This window comes from Mesorhizobium sp. BAC0120 (genome assembly GCF_033542235.1).
In the GTDB taxonomy this organism is placed as follows: domain Bacteria; phylum Pseudomonadota; class Alphaproteobacteria; order Rhizobiales; family Rhizobiaceae; genus JAWRCU01.
Window position 1 is genome coordinate 487,326 of the sequence record NZ_JAWRCU010000004.1, and the last position, 24,340, is coordinate 511,665.

Genomic DNA, 24,340 nt, shown 5'->3' on the forward strand with positions numbered 1-24,340 from the left:
GCGATCCCGATGCAAACCTCGCCGGCAACGCCGTGCATGGTCGTGATCCCCTGCCTCAACGAGGCGGAGCATATCGAGGCGCTCATCGGGAAACTTGCGCCGTCCGCCGCGCGGCTCGGCCTGAAAATCGTGGTCGCCGACGGCGGCAGTACCGACGGGACGCAGCGGATTGTCGAGGAGATCGCTGCTGCCGACCCGCGCATCGTGCTCTTGCCGAACCCCAAGAGGATCCAGAGCGCCGCCGTCAATCTGGCAGTCGAGACCTTCGGCAATGATTTCCAGAGCTTCATCCGGATCGATGCGCATGCCGACTATCCCCCGGACTATTGCGACCTGCTCATCGAAGACGCCGAGGCGACGGGTGCGGATTCGGTCGTCGTCTCAATGATGACGCGCGGCTTCAGCGTCTTCCAGAAAGCCACTGCGATTGCTCAGAATTCGGTTCTCGGCAATGGCGGCTCGCCACATCGCCAAGGCGCCAAAGGCCATTGGACAGACCATGGCCACCATGCGCTAATACGCACAGCCGCCTTTCGTGCCGTCGGCGGCTACGACGAGAGCTTCACTCACAATGAGGACGCGGAGCTCGACTTTCGCCTGAGGAGCGCCAGCTATCGTATCTGGATGACGGACAAGACCTTCATGGTCTATTATCCGCGTGCGTCCGTGCCCGCACTTTTCCGGCAATATCTCGGCTACGGCAGAGGACGCGCAAGAAACATCCTGAAGCATCGCGCCATGCCGAAGATCCGGCAGATGATCCCCCTCATGGTGGCCCCGATGGTGGCCGGCGCTTCGCTGGCGCTGCTGAGCTGGGTGGCGCTGGTGCCAGCTTGTCTCTGGGCGGCCGCCTGCCTCGGTTACGGCGCATGGATGGCCGTCGGCCAGCGCAATCCCTACGGGCCGCTGGTTGGATTCTCGGCGATGGTCATGCATCTCGCCTGGTCGGCCGGGTTCTGGCTGCAGCTCCTCGAAATTCGCAAGCGCGAGATGCGGGTGCAATGATGCGGGCGCGCGGAAGAGGCGAGGCTTTGCGCATCGATGTCTGCGTGTGCACCTATCGCAGGCGCGAGCTGGAGGACACGCTGCGATCGATCGGCGCGATGGCTGTGCCTGCCAACGTCGTCGTCAGACTGATCGTCGCCGACAACGACGTTGAGCCCAGCGCGCGCGACCTAGTCTCTGCGCTCTCTGCGGAACTGCCTTTCGAGACTGTCTATGTGCATTGCCCCGCTTCGAACATCTCAATTGCGCGCAATGCCTGCCTGGATCATGTCACTGGCGATTTTCTTGCCTTCATCGACGACGACGAGACGGCTTCGAAAGAGTGGCTGACGGAGCTGCTGGCTGTTGCCGAGGACACGGGGGCGGACGCCGTGCTCGGGCCAGTGCATGCAGTCTATTCCGATGAGGCGCCAGTCTGGATGCGGAAGGGCGATTTCCATTCGACCGCTCCGGTCTGGGTCAACGGCGAGATCCGCACTGGCTATACCTGCAATGTCATGCTGCGACACGCCTCGTCTTTTGTGGCAGGCCGTCGCTTCGACCTGGGGCTAGGTCAGACAGGCGGCGAAGACACCGAATATTTCACGCATCTGCACAGGGCCGGCGGCAAGATCGCTTTTGCTCCAAGGGCTGTCGTCCACGAAACGGTGCCCGGCAGCCGAGCCCGCTTGTCGTGGCTTACGAAACGTCGCTTCCGGTTCGGCCAGACGCATGGACGGCTGATTGGCGACCAGCGCGACGCCTCCGGCCTGATGCCGCAGATCGGACTGGCTGCCGCCAAGGTCGCATATTGCTTTGCGGCGGCATCGGCGCTCGCGATCGCGCCCGTGCTACGCAACCGCTATGCCCTTCGCGGCGTTATGCATGCCGGTGTGGTAAGCGGATTGATGGGTGTACGCGAAATTCGACAATATGGCGAAGAACCTGTGGGGAGGCGCGGCAATGCGGCCTGACGTCAGCTTCGTCATCGCCGCCTATAATGCCGAGGCGACCCTTGCCCGCGCGATCCAGAGCGCGCTCGGCCAGAGCGGCGTCACGGTCGAGGTGGTCGTTGTCGACGATTGTTCAACCGACCGTTCGCTCGCTATTGCCCAGTCGTTCCCCTCAGAGCGCATCCGTGTCGTTGCGCTGGAGAAGAACCGCGGCCCGGGCGGCGCACGCAACGCTGGGCTGTCGGCCGCCCGCGGCCGCTGGATCGCGGTGCTCGATTCCGACGATACGGTCCACCCGGATCGGCTGGCACGCATGATTTTGCGCGCGGAGAAGGCCGGTGCGCAGATCGCAGTCGACAATATCGACGTGGTGCAGGAGACGGTTGGCCGGGGCACGACAATGTTCGCGCCGGCGCTGTTCGCGAGATTGCCTGAACTGACGCTGGCCGACTTCATCGGTTCGAACCTGGTCTTCGAGGGCAGCTTCAACTTCGGCTACATGAAGCCGATCTTCGAACGGCGTTTCATAGAAGACAACGCACTGCGCTACGACGAGATGCTACGCATCGGCGAGGACTACATCTTTCTCGCTTCAGCACTCGCCAAAGGCGGCCGTTGCGTCGTCGAGCCTCGCCCGGGCTATTGCTATCATATCCGCACGGGATCCATTTCGCGTGTGCTCGAAGTGCATCATGTCGAAGCAATGCTTGCCGCCGATGCGGATTTCGTGCGGGATCACCGACTGGACGCGGCCGCAAGGTCTGCGCAGGCGCGGCGAACCCGCAGCCTCAAGGATGCTGCAGCGTTTCTTGCCGTAGTTCGCCATCTCAAGAACCGCAACCTGCTCAACGCGGCAGGGGCAGCGCTTCGCCGGCCAATGGCACTAAGGCACCTCAGAATGCCGATCGCAACCAGGCTGCGTCGGTTCGCGCGATCCATCGGAGCGCGACCCCTCGATCAATCGGCTTGAAGATCGAAGGAGATAAGGAATGGGCGGGGCGGCCCAAAGTGCAGGGAAACTGGAAATGAAGAAAGTCAGAAAAGCTGTCATACCCGTTGCCGGTCTAGGAACGCGTTTCCTGCCAGCCACCAAGGCTGTGCCGAAGGAGATGCTGACCGTCGTGGACCGGCCGGTCGTGCAATACGCGGTGGATGAGGCGCTCGAGGCAGGCATCGAGCACATCGTCTTCGTCACGGGGCGCAACAAGCACGTCATCGAAGACTATTTCGACATCCATCCGGAACTCTATGATACGCTGACCCGATCGGGAAAAACGGCTCCGCTCGCATCCCTGCACGCGATGCAGCTGCCGGCCGGCGCAGTCAGCTTCACCCGCCAGCAGGAGCCGCTCGGATTGGGCCATGCGGTCTGGTGCGCCCGAGACATCATCGGCGACGAACCTTTCGCGCTGCTGCTCCCCGACATGATATCCTTCGGCGAGCGTGGCTGCCTGGCCGGGCTGATAGAGCTTTACCAGCGTGTCGGAGGCAACGTCATCGCGGTCGAGCAATGCGATCCAACGGAGACCGACAAATACGGCATCGTCGGCAAGGGCAAGGAGGTCGGCCGTGGCTTCGCCATAACCGAAATGGTGGAAAAGCCTTCCCCATCCGAAGCACCCTCAAACTTCTACATCACCGGGCGTTACGTCTTGCAGCCCGAGGTGTTCGCGCTGCTCGGCACACAGGAGCGCGGCGCCGGCGGCGAAATCCAGCTCACCGACGCTATGCGGCGCCTTGCGCAAAGGCAGGAATTCCACGCGCGGCCCTATGAGGGGCGTACATTCGACTGCGGCTCGAAGGAGGGTTTCATCCAAGCCAATGTCGCCTTCGCGCTTGCCCGCGACGATGTGCGCGAACTGGTATTCGAGCCGATTGCCGAGATGATCGCCGCGCAGCAACGCCGTAGCGCTGCCGCCTGAGGAAGGCGGCTGTCTGCACGACCAACCGGGCTTCAGGCCGTGCAGACAGCCAGGCATGAACGAGGCCCTCCGCTGAAAGATCCTCGAGAAGGCAGGCTCGCCGTATGAACGTTTTTGACGCCACGTCCCGGCTCAAGCCCGGAAGCGAACCCGACGCCGTCGAGTTCGGAAGCGCGCGCGCCCGCGATGCCATGGTTCAGGGATTTCCGTTGAGCACCAGGCTGACAATGGCGTCCGAAGACGCTGATCGCTTCATCGATCTCGAGCGATTGGCGACGATTGGATTGAGGCGCATGAGAGTGGTCGCGCTTTGTGGCGCGCTCGGAATCATGCTTGGAATTCTCTACCTGGTGATCACGCCGCCTGAATACACGGCGGCGACCAGCATCCTGCTCGATGACAACCTGACCAGATTCGCTGACGACAAGAGTTCGCTGCCTGCCCAGCAGCAGGCCGATATCGAGATCCTGAGCGAAGTCGAAATCCTGAAATCGGAAAGGCTGGCGCGCGCTGTCGTGGTCGCTGAGAACCTGCAGAACAACGACGCGTTCATGAACCCGCCGCAATCGCCTTTCGAGTGGCTCAAGTCACAGATCAAAAGCCTGACGAACATGTTCTCGTCGCCCGTGCCGCTGGCCCCTGGCGAATCGCCCGAAGATGCCGCGATCGGCAGGGCGGCCTATTTGCTGCAGAATGATCTGGACGCCCAACAGGTCGGGCGGAGCTTCGTGATCCAGTTCACCTACCAGAATCACGATCGCGATCTCGCCGGGAGGATCACGCGGGCCTATGCCAATGCCTATCTCAACGACAAGCTCAATGCCAATTTCGACGCCACGCAACGCGCGACTGTCTGGCTTCAGGAAAGGATTGCCGAGCTGCGTGACAGCTCGCAGGCGGCTGCTCTCGAAGTCGAGAAATTCCGTGCCGAGCATGGGCTGACCTCGGCGCGCGGCGAGCTGATCTCGGACCAGCAGCTTTCGGACCTGAACAACCAGCTGATCCTCTCCCAGGCCGATACTGCCAACGCCCTTGCTCGCTACAACCAGTTCAAGGCAATTATCGACAGCGGACCCGATAACGCGGTCAAGAATGCAACCATTCCCACCGAGAAGGGCGAGAGCGCCAGCAACACCGGGCTCATCAACGATCTGAAGGCGCGCTATCTCGACATCAGCAGGCGTGAAAGCGACATTGCGGCACGATTCGGCGAGGATCACCCCCAGGCGGTCGCGCTCCGGCGCGAGCAGGCGGGGCTGACCCAGCAGATCTATCATGAGCTGCAGCAGCTGACCGAAAGCTTCCGCACCCAATACGAGGTCGCCAAGACGCGCGAGGATTCGCTGCGCGCCAATGTCAGCCTGATGTCCGGCCAAAGCTCGCAGACGAGCCAGGATGTTGTGCGCATGCGCGAGCTGCAGCAGAAGGCCGACGCGCTCTCGGCACTCTATCAGTCGTTCCTGTCACGCCACGAGGAGGCATCTCAGCAGCGCTCGTTCCCGATCGCCAAGGCACGGGTGATCTCCGAGGCCGACGATCCGGTCTCGCCTTCGAGCCCCAAGAAGACTCTTGTGCTCGCGCTGTCGATGGTGCTCGGGCTCATGGCCGGAGCGGGGATCGGCGCACTGCAGGAATTCCGGGAGCGCTTCTTCCGCACGGCCGAAGATGTCCGAGCCGCTCTCGACATCAACTTCCTCGGCTATCTGCCGATGATCGGCGCCCGATTTGCGGCGGCGCCCAAGCCTGCGAATGGCAAGGCCCAAGAAAAATCGCGGGAGCAGGCGAGCCCGGTTGCGCCGCGAATCTTGCGCGTCGCCGTCAACCAGCCGTCCTCATCCTTTGCGGAGACGCTGCGCAACACCAAGCTCGCCGTCGACGTCGTGCTTCAGGACAGGCCGTGCAAGGTGGTTGGCTTCGTGTCGATCTTGCCCACCGAGGGCAAGACGACGATCGCCGCCAATTTCGCCGGCCTGCTCGCCGCCAATGGCGCTCGAACGTTGTTGATCGATGGCGACCTTCGGAATCCCGGGCTCAGCCGTGCTCTGTCGCTCACGCCGGGCAAGGGCCTCGTCGAGGCAATCGTCGGGGAGCAGCGCTGGCAGAGCACGGTTCTGGTCGACCGTTCGACATCACTCGCGATCATCCCGGCTGCGGTCCGCGGACGGCTGTCGCATACCAGCGAGCTGATCTCGGGGCCCGGTATGCGCAATTTGGTCAATGAAGCCCGCAAAGCCTACGACTATATCGTCGTCGACCTGCCGCCGCTCGGGCCGGTCGTGGACGCCAAGGCGTTCGCACCTCTGGCTGACGGCCTTGTGCTGGTCACCGAATGGGGCGTGACGCCACGCGCGCTGGTGCGCACCACGCTCAACGCGGAACCGCAACTCGCGGCCAAGATGCTTGGCATCATCCTCAACAAGACCGACATGAAGAAGCTGCCACGCTACGGCGGCTTCGGGAGCTCGGAGCAGTACTTCGAACACTATTCGGCGTACTATACGCCCAACGTCGATATGACCGGGACGAGTTGAGCGGCGGTCAGGTCGTGAGGTAACTCCCTTTGTTGCCCCAGATGCGGATGGCTGTCAGCCGTCCGCTGAAACAGGCGCCGGTATCGATGTTGATGCGCCTGCCTTCGAGCTTGGCCTCGCTGACGGGGGTGTGCCCATGCACGACGTATTTTTTCAGCAGGTGGGCGCGCTCGTAAAATTCGGAGCGGATGAAAACGAGGTCGTCGTCGGACTGTTGGTCGAGTGGAAGCTCGGGGCGGATGCCGGCATGCACGAAGACGAAGCGCTTTGCATCCACGAGGATCGGCAGCGAACGCAGAAAGGCGGCATGCGTGTTGGGGATCGCGCGCCTGATCATGTCGTCGACCTGCTTGGCCGAACCGTAGATCTGGGCCAGCCTCTCGCGGTCTATGCCGTAGGAGCGAAGTGTCGGTCCGGCCCCCATTTGCAGCCATTCGCCCAGGGTGGCTCGACCTTCCAGATAGTCGAGCATGAGCATGTCGTGATTGCCGGTGAGGCAAATGCGCTCGAAACCGGCCGGCGGCGGAGCAATCAGATGATCGATGACCTGTGCGGACGCCGGGCCGCGGTCGACATAGTCGCCGAGCATGATGATCAGCTTGCGTCCCGGCAGGGAACGCCCGTCTGCTACGATGGCTTCTTCCAGCGCAAGCAACTGGTCGAGGCAACCATGCACGTCGCCGACGGCATAGATGGCCATGCCTTCGGTATCAAGCCGCAGCCGTGCCCGCTTCTCCCTTCCCGGGCTTCTATTCAGGCCGAGAAGGCCGGCCAGTTTCCTCATCGAATCCCTTGCATAGACGGCTCAATTCGAGCGCGAGAGCGGGATGAATTCGAGACGAACGCATTCATCCGGGCCTAGCTCGTTGTTTTTGCAGCATGATCTTTACCGAAAAACCTGCAGCTTCGTGCTGCGCTGACCTTCGGTTCAGGATCATGCTCCCTTATCAGGCCGTTCCATGAAATAGCAAATCCGATCCGAGCCGACGTCATGGTTTTCCGGGGAGGGCGATGCGCGGAAACGGGATCGCCCGATGACCGCCTGGATCCGTCCGCTTCATTCTTGACAACGGGGGAGAAGACGGCTCGCCTGCTTCGACAGGTTCGCGATGGAGGAGACGCGATGCGCAAGGCTTTGATCGTATGGGGCGGATGGGAGGGGCATGAGCCCGAGCAGGGCGCAGCTGTCGTCCGCGGCATGCTGGAGGAGGATGGTTTCTCGGTTGCCGTGGAGAACACGACCAAGGTCTTCACGGACCCGTCGATCCGCGACTTAAGCCTGATCGTGCCGATCATCACCATGTCGAAGATCGAGAAGGCGGAAGCGGTGAACCTCGCCTCGGCGGTCGAGAGCGGCGTCGGGCTTGCCGGCTATCACGGCGGCATGGGCGATTCCTTCCGCGAATCCGTGGACTATCACTTCGTGGTCGGCGGCCAGTGGGTTGCGCATCCCGGGGACATCATCGACTACCGGGTCGACATCACGCGCCCGGACGACCCGGTGATGCAAGATATTTCCAGCTTCCCCTACCGTTCCGAGCAGTACTACATGCATGTCGACCCCGCGAACGAAGTTCTGGCGACGACCACTTTCTCGGGCGACCATGCATGGTGGATCAACGGCGTCACCATGCCGGTGGTCTGGAAGCGCAAATACGGTCACGGCCGGGTGTTCTTTTCATCGCTCGGCCATCAGGCCAAAGAGTTCGACGTGCCGCAAATGCGCACCATCCTGCGGCGTGGCATGAATTGGGCGGCGCGCTGAGGGGCCGAACGAGGCGGCACATGGGGAGGGCAGCGCATGAGGCACCGCCCCCTCCAGAATTCCCTATGCCGCCGCCAGGGACGCGCGCGTCTTGGCAATCATCAGAGCCGCCCTCGCAGCCTCACGCCCTTTCTCGACGAAATGGGCGCGGTAGATCTGGGTGTGGTGCTCGGTCTCCCGATACTGATGGGGCGTGAGCGAAACCGAGAGAACCGGCACGCCAGTATCCATGCCGGCGCGCATCAATCCATCCACGACTGCCTGGGCGACGAACTCGTGGCGATAAATCCCTCCATCGACAACGAAGGCGGCAGCCACGACGGCGGCATACCGTCCCGAAGCCGCAAGGTCACGCGAGAGCAGCGGCAGTTCGAACGCGCCCGGGACATCAAAGACGTCGACTTGTTCGGCAGGCACAAGCTCGCAAAACCCATCGAGCGCCCGGTCCACGATTTCATGGTGCCAGTTGGCTTTGATGAAGGCATAACGGGTGGGTGTCATCGTGATCTCCTTTGTAGCGACACATCACCCAAGGCGATCACGCGCGATCCTGCTTGTCCCTGAGGACACCAGAGATCGCCCGTTCTCTTTCATCCGGACTATTACCGTCGGCTCAGGCATCTCACCTGATCTGCTCGACCCTTCCAATGGAAGGCGCTCGCGGGCTCGCAACGATGTCGCATACCGCCGGTGGGGACTTGCACCCCGCCCTGAGAACACCGCAAGCAATATGCGGAAGACGACCGGCTGGCAACATGCGAGAAGCGCCTCCGACCGTTTCTGCCGGGCTGTTCCCATCAGGCGTCAGGATACCGGACTGAACGTCTCGACGATCCCTTTCTCGATCAGCCAGGTGACCGACTCGTAGACGGCTTCGAGCGACGTGTAGCGCGGCTCATAGCCGAGGAGGCGCCGCGCCTTCTCGATGCTGCTGTTCGGGCTGCGGGAGATGTGCTCCCAGGTGGCCTGCGCCTCCTCCTCGGATTGCCTCGCCTTCCATTCCGGCCAGGGCAAGAACACGAGCTTCGGCTCGCGGCCGAACCAGCCAGCAACCGCTTCGGCATAGCCGCGCAGGCTGATTGCGGCAGGCGACACGGTATGGAAGGCCTCGCCGACCGACGCGCTCCAGTTGAAGATCGCCCTGATGAACATCTGCGCGACGTCGTCGGCATGGACATGGTGAACAGTCTCCATGCCGAAATTCGGCAGCGCTAGCTCCTCGCCCCTGGCGAGTATCGAAAAGACGTCCGGGTTGAAATGGCCGGCCGGATTGAGGGGCGCCCAGCCGGGCCCGACGATGTGGCCGGGATGCGCAATCGTTGCCGGGAAGCCGTTGCGGCGCGCCTCGTCGAGCAGAAAAGCCTCGATCGCGGCCTTCTGGGTTCCGTATTCGCCGAACGGCCGGCGCGGCTGGCTCTCGGAAGCAGGCACCTCGACGCTCGGGCCGTGCACCCAGATCGTGCCGCAAGACAGGAAGTGCTGCACCTGGCCACGGAGCGCTTCGACCAGGTGCTTCGCCGAATCGAGCCGGAAGCAGATCATGTCGATGACGATGTCGGGCTTGAGGTCGCATATATTGCGGCCGAACGTGCCTGCCTTCTCCTCGGCGTCACGGTCGAGCGTTGCGGTTCGCACTGCCTTCCAAGCGGCATGCGGCTGGTAAGGCTCGCGCGCACCGCGGCTGATATTGACGACTTCGAACCCGGCCTCCACCAATCGCGGCACCAGATAGGTACCGACATGGCCGCTGCCGCCGATGATCACGACGCGGGACATTCATTCCTCCGAAAAAGCCGCTCCGATCCGATTGAGCGGCCGGCGTCCAGTTGGAACATCAGTTCACGTTAGCTGGAACCATTGTAGCGATTTGCCATCCTTATCGCACGGCTATTGCTCGATCTCGCTCACCTGATAGGCTGACTTCGCCAGCCATTCCGGGGCGATCTCGACGCCCCAGCCGGGCGCATCGGTGATGGTAACCTGGCCGCCTTCGACCTGGTAAGGCGATTTGACGAACAGCCCCTCCTGCCAGGGATAGTAGTCCAGCCCTTCGATCGAGAATTCCAGATATTTTCCGGCGCCCTCGATCGCGCGCATGAGGTGCATGGTGAAGAGTGTCACCAGTCCGAGATTGGCGCTGTGCGGCGTGACGGGCAGACCGGCTTCCTTGGCCATCTGGCAGACGCGGAGCGTACGGCTGATGCCTCCGAGATAGAGAATGTCAGGCTGGACAATGTCGACGGCGCGCATCTCGATCATGCGGCGCCAGGTCGGGATCTCGCAGTCCTGCTCGCCGCCGGTGACGGCGATGTCGAGCGCATCCGCAACCTCCCTGGTCTGCTCGAGCTCCCAATAGAGGCAGGGCTCTTCATAGTGTTCCACGCCGTGGTCCTCCAGCATGCGTCCCACCTCGATCGCGCGGGGAGGGGAGAAGCCACTGTTGGCGTCGACCAGCAGGGCGGCGTCGGGACCGAGCGCGCGACGTATCATGGGCACGATCTCTTCGGTTCGGCCGGGCCACTCGTCGACATCATGGCCGTATTCGGCGGCGATACGGAACTTGAAAGCGTCGAAGCCGAACTCGCCCTGCAGGCGCTTCAAACGCTCGGCTTCGGCGGCAGGCGTGATATCGCGGCGCATCGATGAGGCATAGGCGCGCAGCGGACCTGGAGTGCCACCCAACAGGCTCACCACCGGCAAGCCGGCCTGCTTGCCGCGGCAGTCCCAGATCGCGGTGTCGAGGCCGCCCAGCGCGCGTTTCATATAGGAGCCGGGGAATTTGTGCTCGCGCTCTATCACCCTATCGGTGAGGGCGTCGATCGAGACGAACTCGACGCCGAGTACATGAGGCGCGACCTGGCGGTGCAGCACAGTCGAGGTGATGTCGGAATTATAGGTCGAGACCTGGCCGATGCCTTTTGCGCCGTCGTCCGTCGTAACACGAACGAAGCCGATGAACTCGGTCGAGAAGGTCTCAATGCGCGCGATCTTCAAGTGAGATCCCCAATGCTGGGCATGTGGCCCCGATAGCACATTTTCGGGGGCGAAGCAGTGCAGGGCGAGCGCTGGCAAATCGTTTCGGCTGAATGCCCCTGTGGAGCATGAACTCGCTCCGCGCCGCCGAAACCTATCGTCTGCATTGCTTTGATACGTGCAGCCGGTGTGTCATCGTCCGGCATCGAGGCAACCGGCGTGGCGAAATCGTTGACGTTGATCTGGATGTCGGCGTTTCAAAGGCTATCTCCAGTTTCGCCAGCAACTGGGAGAATCTGGACCGCCAATCCACCTACCGGCGATGAACCGGCACGAAGTCAGATCCGAAGGTAGCTCCCATGGCATCGAACCGTCAGTTGCATCTTGGCGCATTCATGCGCCCTGTCAGCCTGCACACGGGCGCATGGCGCTATCCCGGCGCCTATCCCGACGCGAATTTCAACTTCGGCCACCTGAAGCGATTTGCCCAGAAGCTGGAGCAGGCCAAGTTCGACGCGTTCTTCATGGCCGACCATCTGGCGCTGCTCAACATGCCGATCGAAGCGCTGAAGCGCAGCCACACCGTGACGTCCTTCGAGCCGTTCACGCTGCTTTCAGCACTTGCCGCGGTCACCGAGCGCATCGGCCTCGTCGCGACGGCATCGACTTCCTATGACGCGCCCTATCACATAGCTCGCCGCTTTGCTTCGCTCGACCATATCAGCGGCGGCCGCGCGGGCTGGAACGTCGTGACGACGTCCAATCCCGACGCCGCGCTCAATTTCGGGTTCGACGAGCAGGTCAAGCATGATGAGCGATACCAGCGCGCGCGTGAGTTCTATGAGGTCGTGACCGGCCTATGGGACAGTTTTGCCGACGACGCCTTCGTGCGCGATGTCGAGAGCGGGGCCTATTTCGATCCGTCGAAAATGCACGTTCTCAATCACAAGGGACCGGAGCTTTCGGTGCGCGGACCGCTCAACATCGCCCGGCCGGTGCAAGGCTGGCCGGTAATCGTGCAGGCCGGCGCGTCCGATGTCGGCCGGCAATTTGCTTCCGAAGTGGCTGAAGTCGTGTTCACCGCTGTCCTCGACCTCACGGCAGGCCAGCGCTTCTATGCCGATGTGAAGAGCAAGGCCGAGGCGGCCGGCCGCTCGCGCGACCATGTCAAGATCCTGCCCGCGGCCTTCGTCGTCGTCGGCGATACGGTCGACGAAGCGCGCGCCAAGCGGGCAAAGCTCGACAGCCTCGTCTATTACGAAAGCGGCATTGCTTCGCTCTCCATCGCGCTCGGCCATGACGCCTCCCGCTTCGATCCGGACGGGCCGCTTCCGGATATCCCTGAAAGCAATGCCAGCAAGAGCAGCCGCGAGCGCGTGATCGAGCTGGCGCGGACCGAGAAGCTGACTGTCAGGCAACTTGCGCAGCGGCTCGGTGGCTATTCGGGTCTCGCCTTCGTCGGAACGCCTCGGACGATCGCCGACGAAATGGAGGAATGGCTCGTGAGCGAGGGATCTGACGGCTTCAATGTCACGTTCCCCTATCTTCCGGCGGGCCTCGACGATTTCGTCGAAATGGTTGTTCCGGAACTGCAGCGCCGCAGTCTTTTCCGGCGCGAATATGAGGGCAAGACATTGCGCGAGCATCTCGGCTTGCCACGGCCCAAGAACCGGTTCTTTGATCAGGGTCTGTGAGGTTCAGGTGATGCCGGCCTGCAAATGGCGGCTTTCTGCGCTTCCGGTGCTCACGTACTGTAGTACGCTCCGCTCCGGTTCTCGAAATCCACCATTTTGTCGCCCTGCGCCATCTTCGATTCCGGATCGGCCTGACCTGAATCCAAGACACCCTGGGTAGCCTTTCTCGGAGGGGTCGGCATGGCTGCGAAGAGCGCTGGCATTCTTCTTTATCGCCGCGCGAACGGCGCGATCGAGGTCCTGCTCGTCCATCCCGGCGGGCCGTTCTGGAGCCGGCGCGATGTTGGCGCATGGTCGATCCCGAAAGGCGAGTTCGATGCGGACGAAGAGCCGGAGGTTGCGGCCCGGCGCGAATTCGCCGAAGAGCTCGGCATTGAGCTTTCCGGCGAGCTCGTTCCGCTTGGCGAAATCAGGCAGAAGGCGGGCAAGCAGGTCGTCGCCTTCGCCGTCGAGGGCGACCTCGACCTGACCGCGATCGTCAGCAACAGCTTCGAGATGGAATGGCCGCCGCGCAGTGGACGCAAGCAGTCATTCCCGGAGATCGACCGGGCCGAGTGGTTCGATCTGGAAACGGCTGGCGAGAAGATCATCCCCGGCCAGCGGCCGTTCCTCGAGAGGCTCCGCTGTCTGGGTGGCTAGGCCAACGCTCGGTGGAGAGCCAGATCATTCGATCGGTTCGCTGGACCCTGCCGCAGCGCGCGCGACCTGACGCGCCGCATCGATCTGCTCCTGGGGTGCGGATGCCGCAGGCTGCGTCAGAATTGCGCGGATCGTCTCGAAGGGCAGCTTCGGCTCTCGTGCCGCGGTGAGCAGGCCATTGGTCTCCTGCTCGGTGTCGGTGAGCTGCGTGTAACAGAAACCGGCGACATGCGGTGCGGCCAGCACCGCCCCGAACAGATCGGCAAGGCGCGCTTCATACGCTTGCGCATCGTCGACCGTCGCATAGCCGTGCCATGCGTCGCCACGCTTGGGCAGAAAGCTCAAGCCGCCGAACTCGGTCAGCATCACCGGCCGGTTCCCGCGCTCGCGATCATCAAGGATCATGCGGCGGCGGGCAGGGCCCATCCCGTTCAGCATCGCGTCGATGTCCTCCTGCCGATGGAAGCGGGACGCAATGCCTTTGCCGTCCGGCGCATAGTCGTGCACGGACCAGATGTCGCTTTCCACCAGCTCCCAGCCATCATTGGAGATCACCGGCCGGCTTGGATCGAGCGCCTTGGTCAAGTGGTAGAGCGCGGCGGCATAGTTGTTCTGGTCGGAGCGCGCCGCGATGTGGGGCACACCCCAGCTCTCGTTGAACGGGACCCAGGCGACGATGCAGGGATGACTCTTGTCGCGCCGGATCGCCTCCATCCACTCCCGGGAGAGCCGCTCCACCGCCGAGGCCGAGAAGGCATAGGCGCTGGGCATCTCTTCCCATACAAGGACGCCCAGCCGGTCGCACCAATAGAGAAACCGTGGGTCTTCGATCTTCTGGTGGATGCGCACACCATTGAAGCCGAGTTGCTTGATCAGCTCGACTTCCCGGCGCAAGCCGTCGTCAGCCGGCGAGGCAAGATGCGTGTCCGGCCAATAATTCTGACCCAGAACCAGTCGCAGATAATAGGGGAGGCCATTGAGAAGGAAGTGGCCCGCCCCAACCTCGCAACTGCGTAACCCGAGATAGGTTTCGATCTCATCGACGTCGTCGCCTTCCAGCGTGACGGTCACATCGATGAGGTTCGGACGTTCCGGCGTCCACAGGAGATGGTCTTTGTAGGTGCCGTGCTGGAGCGCCGGTATGGTAACGTCGAAAATGACCTCCGAGTCTGCCACCAGCAGCGACTGCTCGGCGAGAGGCTCGCCGTCACTGGCCAGCTTGACGCGAAGCGTAATCGGCTTCTTAGGCACGCCGCTGAGCCGCGCCTCACACCGCACCCGCGCTTGCGGCAGATCCGGCGTCCAATGCAAGTCGGTCAGATGCAGCCGCGGCACGACCTCCAGCCAGACCGGTTGCCAGATGCCGGTCGTGCGGTGGTACCAGATATTGTGCGGCTTCTCGAGCCAGTCCTGCTTGCCGCGCGGGAACCGTACATCCTGTGGCGGATCTTCGGCGCGAACGACCACGGTCTGTTCGCCATCCTTGTTGATCAGTGGCGTTATGTCGAAACGGAAAGGGGTATGTCCGCCCTCATGCCGGCCAGCAAAATGGCCGTTGACCCAAACCTCCGCGACATAGTCCACCGCGCCGAAATGCAGGATGACGCGCTCGTTGCCGCTCCACTGTGGGGCCTCGAAGGCGCGGCGGTACCAGACAATGGGATGGAAGCCCCGCTCTTCGATACCGGATGCCCTCGATTCGGGAGGGAACGGAACGATGATCTGCCGATCGAAAACATCGGCCTTCTCTTCCCATCCGCTGTCGCGGCCGATATCAGCATCATCATGGGCAAACGCCCAGCTGCCGCAAAGATCTAGCCAGCGCTTGCGTCCAAACTGCGGGTTGGGGTGAAGCTGATCCTCAGCCTGGGCGGACTTGTTCATCTGTCGAATCCTGCCGATCTAACCAGCCAATGGCAGCCATGCGCGACAATTCCGCGGAGAGTCTGCTTTGGCCTTGAGCGACCTTGAATGTTGTTGCTAAATTTCTTTAGCAACCGAAATTGACCGCGAGAACCCGCATTGTCAAGGCAACAGTCGTCCCGCGAACAGATGATCAAACGGCGCGTCAGGATGGTCGACATCGCCCGTGCCGCGGAGGTTTCGCAAACAACGGTGTCGCTTGTCCTCAATCAGGTCGAGGGCATTCGCATTGCGGAAGACACGCGGCATCGCGTTCTCTCGGTTGCCCGTGAACTTGGCTACGAGCCAGCCCCGGCGCTGCGAGCGTTCGGGCGGGCGGGTACGAAACTCTTCGGCGTCGTCATCGACGAGATCTCAGCCGCCTATCCCAGCAACATGATCGACGGACTGCAGTCGGCAGCTGAGGCGAGGGCCACCGAGCTGATTATCCAAATCACAGGCGGCCGTGAGGATCGCGAGGCCGCCGCGCTGGAGAACTTCGCACGGCTGGCCGTCGCCGGCGTCATCTACGCGACCACCTTCACGCGCTTGGTGCAGCCGTCCACACGGCTGGACAGCTTTCCCCACATCTTCCTGAACTGCCGGCGGAAGGACAAGCAAGGCCTCTCCGTACTGCCCGACGAAAGGCGCGGTGGCAAAATGGCCGCCCAGCACCTGATCGACGCCGGCTGCGAACGCATCGCCACCATTACCGGTGATCCGTGGCAGAGCGCGGCGAGAGATCGGTTTGCCGGCTTTCGCCAAACGTTACAGCGCAATGGCCTGTCAGCAGACCCCGCCTGCGTAAGACATGGCGACTGGGGCTATGAGAGTGGCTGGCGATCTACCAGAGAGTTGCTTGCGCTCGAGAGCCCTCCGGACGGGCTGTTCTGCCAGAACGATGTCATGGCGCGCGGCGCATTGACGGCCATCGAGGAGGCTGGGCTGCGAGTGCCCCGCGACATCGCAGTTATAGGCTATGATGACCGCGACTTCGCCAAGAACCTGCGGCCGCCGCTGACGACGATTTCTCTGCCACATGCCGAGATGGCGGAGCAGGCGTTGGCGCGGCTCACGGCCTATCCCAATGACAGGGCAGCCACGGCGTATCGCGTCTCCGGTTCGTTGGTCATGCGCGCAAGCTGCTGAAGGCTGCCCGCCGGCTCGCTGTCGATCGGCGCGGCTCGCCGGTTCGGCCGTGCGATCCGTCCGAACGAATCACGGCGAGGGCATCTGCTCCTGCACCGGCATCAAGTTGTGGTTCAGATTATACATGATCCAGATCGATCCGACGACAATCAGGAAGACCACCATGATGCCGAAGGCAAGTGCCAGCACGTTGTTGGTGTTGTCCGGGCCGGTGGTGATGTGGAGGAAGAACACCAAGTGCACGCCCATCTGTGCGATGGCGAGCACGATCAGAGCGTCCGCAATGGCTGGCGCGTAGATGGTGTTCGAGCCGGCCACGAGGAAGGCGGCAACGGTGAGCACAATCGAGAAGCCGAGGCCCAAATTGGCGTTGAGTATCCAGTGGCCGGCATCCTCCGGAGGCTCGTCGCCGGGGGCGTGATCTTCCCGACCGTCCAGTTCGGCCGATTGCAGGTTGGGGTCGATTTCGAGACTCATGCGAGGCTCCCGATCAGATAGACGATCGTGAAAATTCCGATCCAGATTATGTCAAGGGCATGCCAGTAAAGGTTGAAGCAGATCAGTCGATGAACGATCTCGCGGCGGAATCCCTTGACCTGCACCTGAGCCAGCATGGTGGCAAGCCACATTCCCCCAAGGGTAACGTGCAAGCCGTGCAGGCCCACCAGGCCGAAGAACGAGGTGAGCATCCCGCTGCGCTGGGGCGTCAGTCCCCGTTCGGCAAGGCCAACGAACTCGTCCAGCTCGAGAAGCACGAATGCGAGACCAAGGAGCCCGGTAACCACCAGGAAAATCTGGGTCCACAACCGGCTCCTCGCGTTCGTTGCAGCGAAAGAGAGCATGCAGGTATAGCTGGACAGCAGCAGGGCCGCCGTCTGGACGGCCACCCGAGGGACGTCGACGATTTCGTTGATCGACGGCCCGCCGGCCGTCGCTCCGCGCAGCACGGCGAAGGCGGCGAAGAAGCAGGAGAAGATCACGATGTCGCTCAGCAGGAAGATCCAGAAGCCGTAGCCCACAATGATCCGTTTGTCGGCGGGACCGGTCGTCCCTTGCCCTGTGCCCGGGACGGGTTCTCCGGGAGCATGGGCGCGATGGCCAAGCCGATGGGGATCCTGACGGACGCGGCGGATTGCTTCGACGCTCGCGGGCAGTCCGACATCGCTCATGGCAGCGCCCCCTGCTCGGAGAGGCGCTCGAGCAGCGCTATGCGTGCTTCACGGCGGGCGCGATCCACCCGCGCGACCTCCTCGGCCGGCACCTCGAATTCGTGGACGTCGCGCCAGGCGATGGCCACGAATCCAGCAAAAGCCGCTACCAGCGCGACGCCGGCGAGCCACCAGATGTACCAAATCATCGAAAAGCCGAACACCGATGCGAAAAAGGCCGTGTAGATGCCAACCGGGCTGTTCACCGGCATCTCGATGGGTTCGTATTTCGGCTCCGGCGACAGCTGTTGCGACTCGACGGCACGCAGCTTGATGCCCCAATAGGCCTCCTCTCCTTCAACGTTCGGCATGACTGCGAAATTGAAAAAAGGCGGAGGGGAAGGCGTGGCCCATTCGAGCGAGCGGCCGTCCCACGGATCGCCGGTGAGGTCGCGCAGCTTCTCGCGGCGGCGGATGCTGACCACCAGCTGCACCACCTGCGAGATCACGCCAAGGATGAGGATCCCGATGCCGATCACCGATAAGTACAGCCAGGGTCGCCAGGCATCGATGTTGATGTGCTGCAAGCGCCGGGTCATGCCGAGCAGGCCGAGCACGTAGAGCGGTGCGAACGTCACCCAGAATCCGATGAAGGCGAACCAGAAGGCGGCCTTGCCCCAGTTTTCCTGCAGCCGGAACCCGAAGGCTTTTGGAAACCAATATTCCAGGCCTGCAAAGACAGCGAACACCACCCCGCCAATTATGACGTTGTGGAAATGCGCCACCAGGAACAACGAGTTGTGGGTCACGAAGTCGGCCGGTGGGATCGCGAGCAGAACGCCGGTCAGGCCACCGATGGTGAAGGTGAAAATGAAACCCATCGACCACAGCATGGGCACTTCAAAGCGCACCCTCCCGCCATACATCGTGAAAATCCAGTTGTAGATCTTCACGCCGGTCCCAACGGCAATGATGCTCGACGAGATGCCGAAGAAGGTATTCACCGCCGCGCCCGCACCCATGGTGAAGAAGTGGTGCAGCCAGACCAGCATCGAGACGATGCAGATGAATAAGGTGGCCGCGACCATGGATCGATAGCCGAACAACGGCTTGCCCGAGAAGGTCGAGAAGACCTCGGAGAAGATGCCGAAGGCGGGCAGGACCAGGATGTAGACTTCCGGATGTCCCCAGGCCCAGACCAGGTTCACGAACATCATCGGATTGCCGCCCGCTGTGTTGGTGAAATAGTGCCAGCCGACGTACCGATCGAGCGTCAGCATGGCGAGGGTGGCGGTCAGGATAGGAAAGGCGGCGACGATCAGCAGGCAGGACGCCAACGCCGTCCAGCAGAACACGGGCATTTGCAAGTAACCCATGCCGGGGCATCGCATCTTCAGCACCGTGGTGACGATGTTGATCCCCGTGATCAGTGTGCCTACCCCGGAGATCTGCACGGCCCAAAGGTAGTAATCGACCCCGACGCCGGGCGTGTAAGTCGTTTCGCTCAACGGCGGGTAGGGCAGCCAGCCGGTGCGGGCGAACTCGCCGACGAAGAGCGAAACGTTGACGAGCAGGGCGCCACTCGCCGTTAGCCAGAAGCCGACCGAATTGAAGGTCGGAAAGGCTACGTCCCGGACACCAAGCTGCAGCGGCACCAGAAAGTTCATGAACCCCAGCACCAGCGGCATGGCGCCGAACAATATCATGATCGTGCCATGGGCGGTGAAGATCTGGTTGTAGTGCTCCGGCGGCAGATAGCCCGGCGCGTTGATGGCCACGGCCTGCTGGGTGCGCATCATGATCGCGTCGGCGAAGCCCCGGATCAGCATTACCACTCCCAGCAGGCAGTACATGACGCCAATCCGCTTGTGGTCGACGCTGGTGATCCACTCGCGCCAGAGATAGGGCCACCAGCCTTTCACGGTGATCAGGATCAGCACGCCGAGGATGATGAGGAGGACGACCCCTGAGGTGATCAGCGGTATCGGTTGGGACCATGGAATCGCTGAAAGGCTGAGCTTCCCGAACATCGTCAATCCTTTCCGCCTGACGAGATTTCACGACCGGCATGCTCGGGAGATTCGGGTTGCGGCCCTGGTCCCGGAGGGATCTTCTGGGTGGCCACGGCATGGAAGAGCTGCGGGTCGATCGCCCCAAAGGTCGAGGGCGGCACGCGCTGGGCCTGCTGCATCAGGCCGGCATAGGCGGCCTGGTCGAGCATGGGACCGGTGCCCCGCACGCCGGCCGCCCAGGTTCCGAATTCCGCCGCCGGCAGGCTCTTCACCTGGAACTGCATGTCTGAGAAGCCATCGCCGGAGAACTGGGCCGAAATCCCCCAGAGCTCATACGGCCGGTCGGCCTGCAGGTGGAGCTGCGACACCATGCCGGGCATGGCGTAGATCATCGAGCCCAGGCGCGGCACGAAGAAGGCGTTGAAAACGCTGGCGGATGTGATCGAGAAATGGACGGGTGTCCCGACCGGCATTACCAGCTGGTTGATCGTGGCGATCCCCTGCTGCGGGTAGATGAACAGCCATTTCCAGTCGAGCGATACGACCTGCACCTCGAGAGGCTGGTTCCTGGAGGGCAACGGCCTGAACGGGTCGAGCTGGTAGGAGCCGATCCAGATCAGGCCGCCGATGAACATGATGGTCAGGGTTGGGATCGACCAGACGACGGCTTCGATCCGTCCCGAATAGGACCAATAGGGCAGGTATTCCGCCCTGCGATTCGATGCGCGGTAGTGCCACGCCATCCAGAAGGCCAGCAGGATCGTCGGAATGACGATGGCCAGCATGATCGCTGTCGCGTTGATCAAGATTGTGGCATTGCCCTCGCCGACAGGACCAAGTGGATCCAACACGCCGCCCGAGCAGGAGGCGAGTCCGAGACAAAGCAGGCCCAGGATCGAGCTACGGCAAGCGAGAGCGGGCACGCCTTTCGACATCTGCAAGCTACCCATTCAGGGGCGTCCCTCGTCGTCGGGGGGCTAACCACCAGCAGCGCGACAATGTTCCTTGAAGATCGCCGGGTCCTGCCGCCCTGGTCTCGGTTCGGCAATCTCCAATAGTACAATAGCACCAGGAGCTTCCGCCGTCGCCTGACGCAGCGGAATGTGATAGCTTGTCCACCCCGTTCGCCGCGGGCGAGCGTGTGATCAGCACGACAAGTGCTGAGGGAGGAAACCATGACATATTGGTCGAGGAAACGCGCTTGCGGCGCGCTCGCTTGCGTGTTTGCGATATTGGCTGGAAGTACTTGGGCTGCGTCAGCTCAGGGAAAAAAGGTCGAGAAGGCTCAAACGCTCTATGGCAATATGGGCCTGGTCACCCAGGATATGATGAACAGGGCCGCTAGCGACGGCAACAATTTCCTGAATACGAACGTCAACTACGCTCAGACCCGCTACTACCCCAATCGTCAGATCAACACGGATAACGTCAAGAGTCTGCGGCCTGCCTGGATGTTCCAGACCGACGTCGTCGAGACGCTGGAAACAACGCCGATTGTCGTCAACGGCGTCATGTATGTGACGACGGCCTTTGACCATGTCTACGCGCTCAATGCGCGCACCGGCGAGCAGATTTGGCATTACACGCATCCGATGGGCCCGATCACGACGTTCTGTTGCGGCCCCAACAATCGCGGCGTAGCTGCCTATGGCGACAAGGTCTACCTGGGGACTCTCGATGGTCAGCTCGTGGCGCTCAATGCCGGCAACGGGACGGTCGCATGGAAGAAGGATGTCGCCGACCCATCGCTCGGCTATAGCGAGACGATGGCGCCGACCGCTGTGGACGGCAAGATTCTCATCGGCACCAATGGCGGAGAATTCGGCATCCGCGGTTTCGTGAAGGCATTCGATGCCAACACCGGCGACGTCCTTTGGACATTCAATACGATCCCGGAAAACACCGTTGGTGTCTGGGCCACGCACGATGCGACCGGCCGCGATTTGCATCGCGACATCGCAGAGGAAAAAGCCGCGCTCGCGAAAATGGGTGATCCGTACAAGACGCTGGGAGGTGGAGTGTGGCAGAACCCGGCGGTCGATCTGGACACACGGCGCATCTACTTCGTGGTCGGCAATCCGTCCCCAGATCTGGATGGCTCGCTCCGGCCCGGGGACAACCTCTATACCGACTCGCTCGTCTCCGTGGACCTCGATACCGGCAAGCTTCGGTGCTACTTCCAATACATACCCCACGACGTGTGGGACCTGGACTCGGTCAGCCCGCCGATCATCGCTCAGGTCAAGACCGATGGCGGCCAGACGGCGAAGGGCATCCTGCACGGCGGCAAGACCGGGCACGTTTACGTGAATAACGCGGACGACTGCAGTCTCATCCGCTTTTCCGAGGCCATGGTCCCGCAGGAGAACATGTGGACGCTGCCGACGGCCCAAGGCGCTCGGATGCTTCCCGGCGCCAATGGCGGCGTGGAATGGTCGCCGATGGCGATCGATGCCGACCGCTCGCTGGCCTACGCAATCAACCTGCATCAGCCGATGACGTATCAGGTGGAAAGCACACCCTATCCAGAGGGCAAGTTATGGCTCGGTGGCGCCTTCAAGGTCATTCCCACCGAAGAGCAGTGGGGCAATGTGACGGCGGTCGACTACGACACCGGCAAGATTCGATGGCAGGTGAAGACCGAACAGCCGATGATCGGCGGGGTGCTGGCCACCGCTGGTGGCCTGGTGTTCACAGGTGAAGGCAACGGCCTGTTCAAGGCCTATGACGCAGAGACCGGTGCCGAGTTGTGGAGCTTCCGTGCCGGTGCCGGCGTCAATGCGCCGCCGGCCTCCTACACGATAGATGGCGACCAGTACATCGTCGTGGCCGCCGGCGGCAACACGCAACTGGACTACAAGCGCGGGAATGCCATCATCGCATTCAAACTTGCTCGATAGGAAGTTCGCTTCCCGACAGGCGAAGCGCCTTTGCGCTTCGCCTTACTTGCACCTACCACGGAGCAGCAATGCGGGCCGCCCTTCTCCTTCAATGCATGCCCTTATTTGCTGCGGTCATCGCCCTCTCTGTTGGCCGACCCGCAAATGCGCAACAAGCAACAGCTCCTCCGCCGGAGATCGCGGACAAGGTGCAGCTATGCGCGAGTTGCCACGGCGCGGATGGAAAACCGGTCGTCGAAAAGGTGCCGATCATCTTCGGCCAGCATCTGTTCTATCTTCTCACCCAGCTCAGGGATTACCGGGCGAGTCGCCGCGCCAACGAGACCATGGCTCCGATCGCCGCCGCGCTTTCCGATAACGAGATGAAGGCGCTGGCGACCTATTTCTCGGCTCAGCCCTGGCCGAACTATTCGGAAGCCGCCAGCCCGGAAGACACCGCGCGCTCTCACAGCCTAGCGGTGGAGGGCCAGTGTACCCAGTGCCACCTCGGAGGAATGCTGGGCGACAGCCGCAACCCGCGGCTCAACCGCCAGAAGGCTGACTATCTGGCCCAGACACTAAGCGATTTTCGGGGTGGGATCCGCAAGAATGCCCCGCCCATGGCGGCAATCGTCAAGGGTTGGTCCGACGCGGACGTAGCTGCGATGAGCCACTATCTTGCCGGGCTCTGACCGGCTGACACCGTCTGAAGCACATTAAGGACGGCAGCATCGGTCGCAAGATCGGCTGCCGTTTTGCCTTGCCCGTCCTTCAGGGTTGCATCAGCGCCATGTGCGATCAGCCATCCGACCATTTCGGCATGGCCGCGCCCGGCCGCGATCATCAACGCCGAACGTCCGCGGTCGTCCACGGCATGGATGCTTGCGCCCCTCGCCAGAAGCAGCTCTGCCGTTGCAAGACCGTCGCGAGCGGGAACGGTATCCGGGTAGCCGGCGGTCCACATCAAGGCGGTCAGGCTATGCGCATATCGCCTGTTTGGGTCTGCCCCGGCATCGAGCAGCATCCGCACGATCGGAGTCAGGCCCTTTGCGGCAGAATAGACGAGTGGACCTTTGCCGGTTCCGTCCGGCTCATTCGGATCGGAGTGATGACTGAGAAGCACACGCACAAGCTGCTGGTCGCCCTCGAACGCAGCGGTGGCCAGCAAAGTCGATCCGCGCGGCGCCAGGCCGGCAGTCGAAGCTCCCCGTTCCAACAGAAGCGCCACCACGTCATGGCGCCGGCGCGCAATTGAAAGCCCCAAGGCAGTCGAGCCGTCCAGGTTGGCATGGTTGATATCGGCACCCTTGTCGAGCAGCAATGCGACCAGCTCCTTGTGGCCACTGCGCGCAGCGTAGAGCAGCGCCGTGTTGGAGCGTCCATCGCGCGCGAACACCGAAGCGCCGCGGTCCAGAAGTTCCAGCACGATCGTGCCGCAGCCATCATCGGCAGCCTGAAACAGGAAATCATTGAGGCGCGCAGGATTGAGTTGGCTCTCGGCCTGGGCAATGCGTCCTCGTAGCCAGTCGCAGACCAGCGGATTTTCGCTGCCGTGCTCTACGGCGGAAGCAATCTGGTTGAAAGCGAGCACGCACGCAGTTGCAAGAACTACACGGTCGCGCACAGAGCGCTCCATATGAACTTGTTGTGCCCCATTGAGCATAGACGAAGTTGGGTCGCTTGTCCGTGCTCATTTCGAGTTGGAATGGCCGCCGCGTGGCGGGCACAAGCAATCATTTCTGGAGATTGACCCAGGTTCGCCTTAGCCCATCATATTTTTGTTGAACTT

21 protein-coding genes and 1 riboswitch are annotated in these 24,340 nt (G+C 62.2%); of the genes, 11 read left to right on the forward strand and 10 right to left on the reverse strand.

Going from position 1 to position 24,340, the window contains the following annotated elements:
* Positions 1-36: 36 nt before the first annotated feature.
* From SAZ10_RS12685 to SAZ10_RS12705, 5 genes are all read left to right on the forward strand, one after another.
* Positions 37-1,005: a glycosyltransferase family 2 protein gene (locus SAZ10_RS12685; protein WP_318609573.1), complete on the forward strand. Its 969-nt coding sequence runs from the start codon at positions 37-39 to the stop codon at positions 1,003-1,005.
* A complete protein-coding gene (locus SAZ10_RS12690) occupies positions 1,005-1,958 on the forward strand; it encodes a glycosyltransferase (RefSeq protein ID WP_412535210.1) in 954 nt (317 codons plus the stop codon). Before SAZ10_RS12685 ends, SAZ10_RS12690 begins: the two co-directional genes overlap by 1 nt.
* Positions 1,948-2,907: a glycosyltransferase family 2 protein gene (locus tag SAZ10_RS12695; RefSeq protein WP_318609575.1), complete on the forward strand. Its 960-nt coding sequence runs from the start codon at positions 1,948-1,950 to the stop codon at positions 2,905-2,907. The genes SAZ10_RS12690 and SAZ10_RS12695 overlap by 11 nt, the downstream gene beginning before the upstream one ends.
* Positions 2,908-2,962: 55 nt before the next feature.
* Positions 2,963-3,859, forward strand: coding sequence for a UTP--glucose-1-phosphate uridylyltransferase (locus tag SAZ10_RS12700; RefSeq protein WP_318609576.1), 897 nt, complete (start codon positions 2,963-2,965; stop codon positions 3,857-3,859).
* Between the two features lie 104 nt (positions 3,860-3,963).
* Entirely contained in the window at positions 3,964-6,390 is a 2,427-nt protein-coding gene (locus SAZ10_RS12705; protein WP_318609577.1) for a polysaccharide biosynthesis tyrosine autokinase, read from the forward strand.
* 7 nt (positions 6,391-6,397) lie between these two features.
* Here SAZ10_RS12705 and SAZ10_RS12710 read toward each other — a convergent pair whose 3' ends face one another.
* Positions 6,398-7,174: a metallophosphoesterase gene (locus tag SAZ10_RS12710; RefSeq protein WP_318609578.1), complete on the reverse strand. Its 777-nt coding sequence runs from the start codon at positions 7,172-7,174 to the stop codon at positions 6,398-6,400.
* Between the two features lie 339 nt (positions 7,175-7,513).
* Between SAZ10_RS12710 and SAZ10_RS12715 the strand changes: the two genes are divergently transcribed.
* Complete coding sequence (locus SAZ10_RS12715; RefSeq protein WP_318609579.1) at positions 7,514-8,155, forward strand: ThuA domain-containing protein; 642 nt, start codon at positions 7,514-7,516, stop codon at positions 8,153-8,155.
* 63 nt (positions 8,156-8,218) lie between these two features.
* Here SAZ10_RS12715 and SAZ10_RS12720 read toward each other — a convergent pair whose 3' ends face one another.
* From SAZ10_RS12720 to SAZ10_RS12730, 3 genes are all read right to left on the reverse strand, one after another.
* On the reverse strand, positions 8,219-8,656 hold the full coding sequence (locus SAZ10_RS12720; protein ID WP_318609580.1) for a 6,7-dimethyl-8-ribityllumazine synthase: 438 nt from the start codon (positions 8,654-8,656) through the stop codon (positions 8,219-8,221).
* 77 nt (positions 8,657-8,733) lie between these two features.
* Positions 8,734-8,877, reverse strand: a riboswitch (FMN riboswitch).
* Positions 8,878-8,959: 82 nt separating this feature from the next.
* Positions 8,960-9,931, reverse strand: a complete 972-nt coding sequence (locus SAZ10_RS12725; protein WP_318609581.1) for an NAD(P)-dependent oxidoreductase — start codon at positions 9,929-9,931, stop codon at positions 8,960-8,962.
* A gap of 111 nt (positions 9,932-10,042) precedes the next feature.
* Positions 10,043-11,149, reverse strand: a complete 1,107-nt coding sequence (locus tag SAZ10_RS12730; protein WP_318609582.1) for a mandelate racemase/muconate lactonizing enzyme family protein — start codon at positions 11,147-11,149, stop codon at positions 10,043-10,045.
* Between the two features lie 338 nt (positions 11,150-11,487).
* On the opposite strand from SAZ10_RS12730, the gene SAZ10_RS12735 reads away from it, so the two are divergent.
* Both SAZ10_RS12735 and SAZ10_RS12740 read left to right on the forward strand, forming a co-directional pair.
* The gene (locus tag SAZ10_RS12735; protein WP_318609583.1) at positions 11,488-12,822 is read left to right on the forward strand and encodes an LLM class flavin-dependent oxidoreductase; all 1,335 of its coding nucleotides are present in this window, start codon (positions 11,488-11,490) and stop codon (positions 12,820-12,822) included.
* A 180-nt stretch (positions 12,823-13,002) separates the two neighbouring features.
* Positions 13,003-13,461, forward strand: coding sequence for an NUDIX domain-containing protein (locus SAZ10_RS12740; RefSeq protein ID WP_318609584.1), 459 nt, complete (start codon positions 13,003-13,005; stop codon positions 13,459-13,461).
* 24 nt (positions 13,462-13,485) lie between these two features.
* On the opposite strand, the gene SAZ10_RS12745 is transcribed toward SAZ10_RS12740, so the two are convergent.
* Positions 13,486-15,345, reverse strand: coding sequence for a glycoside hydrolase family 2 protein (locus tag SAZ10_RS12745; RefSeq protein WP_318609585.1), 1,860 nt, complete (start codon positions 15,343-15,345; stop codon positions 13,486-13,488).
* Between the two features lie 168 nt (positions 15,346-15,513).
* On the opposite strand from SAZ10_RS12745, the gene SAZ10_RS12750 reads away from it, so the two are divergent.
* Positions 15,514-16,512 (forward strand): LacI family DNA-binding transcriptional regulator, encoded by a 999-nt coding sequence (locus tag SAZ10_RS12750; RefSeq protein ID WP_318609586.1) that lies wholly within the window; start codon positions 15,514-15,516, stop codon positions 16,510-16,512.
* A 69-nt stretch (positions 16,513-16,581) separates the two neighbouring features.
* Here SAZ10_RS12750 and cyoD read toward each other — a convergent pair whose 3' ends face one another.
* From cyoD to cyoA, 4 genes are read right to left on the reverse strand one after another with little or no spacing between them, the layout of a single operon-like run.
* Positions 16,582-16,989, reverse strand: a complete 408-nt coding sequence (gene cyoD / locus SAZ10_RS12755) for a cytochrome o ubiquinol oxidase subunit IV (RefSeq protein ID WP_318609587.1) — start codon at positions 16,987-16,989, stop codon at positions 16,582-16,584.
* Positions 16,986-17,681 (reverse strand): cytochrome c oxidase subunit 3, encoded by a 696-nt coding sequence (locus SAZ10_RS12760; RefSeq protein WP_318609588.1) that lies wholly within the window; start codon positions 17,679-17,681, stop codon positions 16,986-16,988. Before SAZ10_RS12760 ends, cyoD begins: the two co-directional genes overlap by 4 nt.
* A complete protein-coding gene (locus SAZ10_RS12765; RefSeq protein ID WP_318609590.1) occupies positions 17,678-19,690 on the reverse strand; it encodes a cbb3-type cytochrome c oxidase subunit I in 2,013 nt (670 codons plus the stop codon). Before SAZ10_RS12765 ends, SAZ10_RS12760 begins: the two co-directional genes overlap by 4 nt.
* Positions 19,691-19,692: 2 nt before the next feature.
* The gene (gene cyoA, locus SAZ10_RS12770) at positions 19,693-20,622 is read right to left on the reverse strand and encodes a ubiquinol oxidase subunit II (RefSeq protein WP_318609591.1); all 930 of its coding nucleotides are present in this window, start codon (positions 20,620-20,622) and stop codon (positions 19,693-19,695) included.
* 354 nt (positions 20,623-20,976) lie between these two features.
* Here cyoA and SAZ10_RS12775 point away from each other — a divergent pair, with 354 nt between their 5' ends.
* Positions 20,977-22,572 (forward strand): pyrroloquinoline quinone-dependent dehydrogenase, encoded by a 1,596-nt coding sequence (locus SAZ10_RS12775; RefSeq protein WP_318609592.1) that lies wholly within the window; start codon positions 20,977-20,979, stop codon positions 22,570-22,572.
* Positions 22,573-22,760: 188 nt separating this feature from the next.
* Positions 22,761-23,243 carry a c-type cytochrome gene (locus SAZ10_RS12780; RefSeq protein ID WP_318609593.1) on the forward strand — a complete coding sequence of 161 codons (483 nt, stop codon included), beginning with the start codon at positions 22,761-22,763 and terminating at the stop codon, positions 23,241-23,243.
* On the opposite strand, the gene SAZ10_RS12785 is transcribed toward SAZ10_RS12780, so the two are convergent.
* Positions 23,225-24,175: an ankyrin repeat domain-containing protein gene (locus SAZ10_RS12785; protein ID WP_318609594.1), complete on the reverse strand. Its 951-nt coding sequence runs from the start codon at positions 24,173-24,175 to the stop codon at positions 23,225-23,227. The two genes, SAZ10_RS12780 and SAZ10_RS12785, sit on opposite strands and share 19 nt — an antisense overlap.
* Between the last annotated feature and the right edge of the window lie 165 nt (positions 24,176-24,340).

Excerpts from the sequence above, each read along its gene's own strand:
- SAZ10_RS12685 (WP_318609573.1), top strand. The coding sequence starts at position 37 with ATGGTCGTGATCCCCTGCCTCAACGAGGCGGAGCATATCGAGGCGCTC.
- SAZ10_RS12690 (WP_412535210.1), top strand. The coding sequence starts at position 1,005 with ATGCGGGCGCGCGGAAGAGGCGAGGCTTTGCGCATCGATGTCTGCGTG.
- SAZ10_RS12695 (WP_318609575.1), top strand. The coding sequence starts at position 1,948 with ATGCGGCCTGACGTCAGCTTCGTCATCGCCGCCTATAATGCCGAGGCG.
- SAZ10_RS12700 (WP_318609576.1), top strand. The coding sequence starts at position 2,963 with ATGAAGAAAGTCAGAAAAGCTGTCATACCCGTTGCCGGTCTAGGAACG.
- SAZ10_RS12705 (WP_318609577.1), top strand. The coding sequence starts at position 3,964 with ATGAACGTTTTTGACGCCACGTCCCGGCTCAAGCCCGGAAGCGAACCC.
- SAZ10_RS12710 (WP_318609578.1), bottom strand. The coding sequence starts at position 7,174 with ATGAGGAAACTGGCCGGCCTTCTCGGCCTGAATAGAAGCCCGGGAAGG.
- SAZ10_RS12715 (WP_318609579.1), top strand. The coding sequence starts at position 7,514 with ATGCGCAAGGCTTTGATCGTATGGGGCGGATGGGAGGGGCATGAGCCC.
- SAZ10_RS12720 (WP_318609580.1), bottom strand. The coding sequence starts at position 8,656 with ATGACACCCACCCGTTATGCCTTCATCAAAGCCAACTGGCACCATGAA.
- SAZ10_RS12725 (WP_318609581.1), bottom strand. The coding sequence starts at position 9,931 with ATGTCCCGCGTCGTGATCATCGGCGGCAGCGGCCATGTCGGTACCTAT.
- SAZ10_RS12735 (WP_318609583.1), top strand. The coding sequence starts at position 11,488 with ATGGCATCGAACCGTCAGTTGCATCTTGGCGCATTCATGCGCCCTGTC.
- SAZ10_RS12740 (WP_318609584.1), top strand. The coding sequence starts at position 13,003 with ATGGCTGCGAAGAGCGCTGGCATTCTTCTTTATCGCCGCGCGAACGGC.
- SAZ10_RS12745 (WP_318609585.1), bottom strand. The coding sequence starts at position 15,345 with ATGAACAAGTCCGCCCAGGCTGAGGATCAGCTTCACCCCAACCCGCAG.
- SAZ10_RS12750 (WP_318609586.1), top strand. The coding sequence starts at position 15,514 with ATGATCAAACGGCGCGTCAGGATGGTCGACATCGCCCGTGCCGCGGAG.
- cyoD (WP_318609587.1), bottom strand. The coding sequence starts at position 16,989 with ATGAGTCTCGAAATCGACCCCAACCTGCAATCGGCCGAACTGGACGGT.
- SAZ10_RS12760 (WP_318609588.1), bottom strand. The coding sequence starts at position 17,681 with ATGAGCGATGTCGGACTGCCCGCGAGCGTCGAAGCAATCCGCCGCGTC.
- SAZ10_RS12765 (WP_318609590.1), bottom strand. The coding sequence starts at position 19,690 with ATGTTCGGGAAGCTCAGCCTTTCAGCGATTCCATGGTCCCAACCGATA.
- cyoA (WP_318609591.1), bottom strand. The coding sequence starts at position 20,622 with ATGGGTAGCTTGCAGATGTCGAAAGGCGTGCCCGCTCTCGCTTGCCGT.
- SAZ10_RS12775 (WP_318609592.1), top strand. The coding sequence starts at position 20,977 with ATGGGCCTGGTCACCCAGGATATGATGAACAGGGCCGCTAGCGACGGC.